Genomic DNA, 3,911 nt, shown 5'->3' with positions numbered 1-3,911 from the left:
AAGATCAGCACGATCACCAGGATCGAGAAAGCTGCCACATCCTTGTATTCAATGCTGAAATAAGCCGACCAGAAAGCCTCGATCAACCCGATCAACAGGCCGCCCAGCATGGCGCCCGGCAGGCTGCCGATGCCGCCCAGCACGGCGGCAGTGAAAGCCTTCAACCCGGCCAGGAAGCCGATATAAAAATCCACCACGCCGTAATACAGCGTCACCATCACACCGGCCACGGCAGCCAGCACGGCGCCGAGCACAAAGGTGAGCGAGATGGTGCGGTCGGTATTCACGCCGAGCAGCGAGGCCATCAGGCGATCCTGCTCGGTGGCGCGCTGCGCCCGGCCCAGCGGCGTGGCGGCGATCAGCCAGGTGAAGCCGGCCATCAGGCTGACGGTGAGCGCGATGATGATCATCTGCAAATAGCTCATATTCACCGAGAAGCCATCGCCATGCAGCAATTCCACGCCGCCCCGGATCATCGGTTGCAGCGGCTTGATCTTGGCACCCTGGGCGATCTGCACGTAATTCTGCAAAAAGATCGACATGCCGATGGCGGAGATCAGCGGCGCCAGCCGGAATGAGCCGCGCAGCGGCCGGTAGGCGACGCGCTCCACCGTCCAGCCATAGAGCGCAGTAAGGATCATCGATGCCGCCAGCACGATCAGCAGCGCCAGCGGCACCCAGGTAACACCGACCAAGCCTAGAATCGAAAAGGTGATCACGGCGATGAAGGCGCCGATCATGTAGATTTCGCCATGGGCGAAATTGATCATGCCGATGATGCCGTAGACCATCGTGTAGCCGATGGCGATCAGGGCATAGACCGCCCCAAGCGTAAGGCCGTTGATGAGCTGTTGCAGGAAATACTCCATGGCCTCGGCTCACCTCGCCTGTTGTTGGCGTTTATTGAGGGCATAGCGCAACTTCTGCAAGGCCAGACGACCAAGCTCCTGGCTGGAGCTGCGTGGATCGCCGATCATCGATACCTCGAAGCCGGTCGCGGTATCCACCGCCACCACCTTAAGCATAGAACCAACCCGGATAAATTCGACGATAGCCTCGTCGCCCGGTTTGCCGCTTTGCGTCCCTGTCATGACAACCGTGTTAGCATTGTTCGGCGACGCGGCTCAAGTCGATTGTACCCCTACAATGGGTGTTTCCGCCCTCGCCCTTGCCGCCACAGCATCCGGACTATTAGATAAGCCGGAAAGCGGAGGAGACGATGCGGATTCTACAGCCTGCCGAATGGACCAAGCCGAAAGGCTATGCCCATGGTGTGCTTGCCGAGGGCCAGAGCGTGCATATTGCCGGGCAATTCGGCTGCAACGGCCAGGGCCAGTTTGAGAGCGACGACCTGGCCGACCAGGTGCGTCAGGCCCTGCGCAATATCGTCCGTATACTGGCCGAAGCCGGGGCGCGGCCCGAACATATCGTGCGTATGGCCTGGTATGTCACCGACCTGGCCGAATATCGCGCCGCCGCCGAGCGGATCGGCCCGGCCTGGCGCGATCTGCTGGGCCGGCATTTCCCGGCCATCACCCTGGTGCAGGTGGCCGGCCTGCTGGAGCCACGCGCCAAGGTGGAGATCGAGGCGGTGGCGGTCATTCCTTCCAAGGCATGAGCGCTTGGTATAGTCTCCGCGCCCGCCGGTATCGGCCGAGTCAGAACAACCCAAACCATCCGAGAGTTCGAGAGGACATCACCCATGGCCAACACCCTCGCCCCCTTCACCTGGGAAGACCCCCTGCTGCTTGATGCCGAGCTGACCGAGGAAGAGCGCATGGTGCGCGACACGGCGCGCGATTATGCCCAAGCCAAGCTGCTGCCGCGCGTCAAGGAAGCCTTCCGCGAGGAAAAGACCGATCCGTCGATCTTCCGCGAGATGGGCGAATTGGGCCTGCTCGGCTCCACCATCGACGGTTATGGCTGCGCCGGCACCAATTATGTCTCCTACGGCCTGATCGCGCGCGAAGTCGAGCGCGTGGATAGCGGCTACCGTTCGATGATGAGCGTGCAGTCCAGCCTGGTGATGCATCCGATCCATGCCTATGGCACGGAAGAGACGCGGCAGAAATACCTGCCCAAGCTGGCCAGCGGCGAATGGATTGGCTGTTTCGGCCTCACCGAGCCCGATGCCGGTTCCGATCCGGGCAGCATGAAGACCCGCGCTGTGAAGGTGCCCGGCGGCTACAAGCTGACCGGCAACAAGATGTGGATTTCCAACGCGCCGATCGCCGATGTCTTTGTGGTGTGGGCCAAGACCGAAGACGGTATCATCCGCGGCTTTGTGCTGGAAAAAGGCATGAAGGGCCTGTCGGCGCCGAAGATCCAGGGCAAGCTTTCCTTGCGCGCCTCGATCACCGGCGAAATCGTGATGGACGATGTGTTTGTGCCGGATGAAAACTGGCTGCCCAATGTGCAGGGCCTCAAGGGGCCGTTCGGGTGCCTCAACAATGCCCGTTACGGCATCGCCTGGGGCGCCATGGGTGCCGCCGAAGCCTGCTGGCATCAGGCGCGACAATATACGCTGGATCGCAAACAGTTCGGCCGTCCGCTCGCCGCCACGCAATTGGTGCAGCTCAAGCTCGCCAACATGCAGACCGAGATCGCCCTGGCGCTGGCAGCCTGCCTGCGCGTCGGCCGGCTCAAGGACGAAGACAAGGCAGCGCCGGAAATGATCTCGCTGATCAAGCGCAATTCCTGCGGCAAAGCCCTGGACATCGCCCGCACCGCCCGCGACATGCATGGTGGCAACGGCATCCACGAGGATTTCCATGTCATCCGCCACATGGTGAACCTGGAAACTGTCAACACCTATGAAGGCACCCATGACGTGCACGCCCTGATCCTCGGCCGCGCCATCACCGGCATCCAGGCGTTTTCATAAGCTGGAGCAAGATGTGCGGATCATGTCCGCGCATGAAGAACTATGTTGAAGTTGTCATCGCCGGGCTTGTCCCGGCGATCTTGTTCCGTCGCTAAATCAGTTCCGAATACAGATCACGCCAATCAGGATTGGTGTTTTCTATGAGTGCGATTTTCCAGGCCCGGCTCCAATGCTTCAGGGTCTTATCGCGCTGAATGGCCAGCGGCATTGTTGCGTGTTCCTCAACATGCACGAGCCGTTTCAGATTGTAGCGTTTGGAAAAGCCTTCTATTGTACCGGCACGATGCTCGGCCGCCCGTTTCGCAATATTGCTCGTTACGCCGATATATAGAGTACCGCTCGGGTTGTTGGTGACAATGTAGACCCAGGCTGCCATGGTTGAGATTGAAAGCTACTGCCTCCCCCCCTCGTCATGCGCGGACTTGATCCGCGCATCTCGTTTTTCATTTTCCAAGGTTTATATTGCAAGGAGAGATGCGCGGATCAAGTCCGCGCATGACGATTGTTAGGATGGGTAAGGCCGGCGCTGAGGATCTCTAACCCGAGGCTTCCCGCGCGATGCCGGGCAAGAGCGGCACGAAGCGCACCGGCAGCAGCTTTTCCTCGCGCACATCCAGGCCGTCGCGGGTGTAGCGGATCACATCCTGGGCCAGCACGGCATTGCCCACCGGCGCCACCAGGATGCCGCCCTGCGGCGATAGCTGATCGATCAGCGCGTCGGGCCTTTTGTCGGCGGCGGCTGTCACCAGGATGCGGTCGAACGGCATCTGCTCGGGCCAGCCCTTGTTGCCATCGCCCAGTTTGGCGGTGACATTGGTGATGTCGAGATCGGCCAGCCGGCGCTCGGCCTGCAACAGCAGCGAGCGGTAGCGCTCAATCGTGTAGACACGGCGGCACAGTCTGGTCAGCACGGCGGTCTGGTAGCCCGAGCCGGTGCCGATTTCCAGCACCTTCATGCGGTCGGTCAGTTGCAGCGCTTCAGTCATGAAGGCCACCACATAGGGCTGGCTGATGGTCTGGCCCTGGG

6 protein-coding genes are annotated in these 3,911 nt (G+C 61.0%); 2 read left to right on the top strand and 4 right to left on the bottom strand.

Annotation, left to right across the window (positions count from 1 at the left end; translation table 11 throughout):
- Together KBB36_RS20795 and KBB36_RS20790 are read right to left on the bottom strand one after the other, a co-directional pair.
- Nucleotides 1-869 (bottom strand): branched-chain amino acid ABC transporter permease LivH (locus tag KBB36_RS20795; protein ID WP_290985787.1); only part of this gene is annotated, 869 nt, incomplete at its 3' end.
- Nucleotides 870-878: 9 nt separating this feature from the next.
- Nucleotides 879-1,091 carry a hypothetical protein gene (locus KBB36_RS20790; RefSeq protein ID WP_290985783.1) on the bottom strand — a complete coding sequence of 71 codons (213 nt, stop codon included), beginning with the start codon at nt 1,089-1,091 and terminating at the stop codon, nt 879-881.
- 128 nt (nt 1,092-1,219) lie between these two features.
- Here KBB36_RS20790 and KBB36_RS20785 point away from each other — a divergent pair, with 128 nt between their 5' ends.
- Complete coding sequence (locus tag KBB36_RS20785) at nt 1,220-1,618, top strand: RidA family protein (RefSeq protein WP_290985780.1); 399 nt, start codon at nt 1,220-1,222, stop codon at nt 1,616-1,618.
- An 84-nt stretch (nt 1,619-1,702) separates the two neighbouring features.
- Complete coding sequence (locus tag KBB36_RS20780; protein ID WP_290985777.1) at nt 1,703-2,884, top strand: acyl-CoA dehydrogenase; 1,182 nt, start codon at nt 1,703-1,705, stop codon at nt 2,882-2,884.
- A 91-nt stretch (nt 2,885-2,975) separates the two neighbouring features.
- Here the strand turns inward: KBB36_RS20780 and KBB36_RS20775 are convergent, their stop codons facing one another.
- Both KBB36_RS20775 and KBB36_RS20770 read right to left on the bottom strand, forming a co-directional pair.
- Nucleotides 2,976-3,260: a GIY-YIG nuclease family protein gene (locus tag KBB36_RS20775; protein WP_290985774.1), complete on the bottom strand. Its 285-nt coding sequence runs from the start codon at nt 3,258-3,260 to the stop codon at nt 2,976-2,978.
- A 160-nt stretch (nt 3,261-3,420) separates the two neighbouring features.
- Nucleotides 3,421-3,911: protein-L-isoaspartate(D-aspartate) O-methyltransferase (locus KBB36_RS20770; protein WP_290985770.1), on the bottom strand; the 491-nt coding region annotated here is incomplete at its 5' end.

Origin of the sequence: Ferrovibrio sp. (assembly GCF_017994015.1) — a bacterium.
Classification (GTDB): Bacteria; Pseudomonadota; Alphaproteobacteria; order Ferrovibrionales; family Ferrovibrionaceae; genus Ferrovibrio.
Note: the sequence above shows the minus strand (reverse complement) of the source record. Positions and strands in the feature narration are given on the sequence as shown.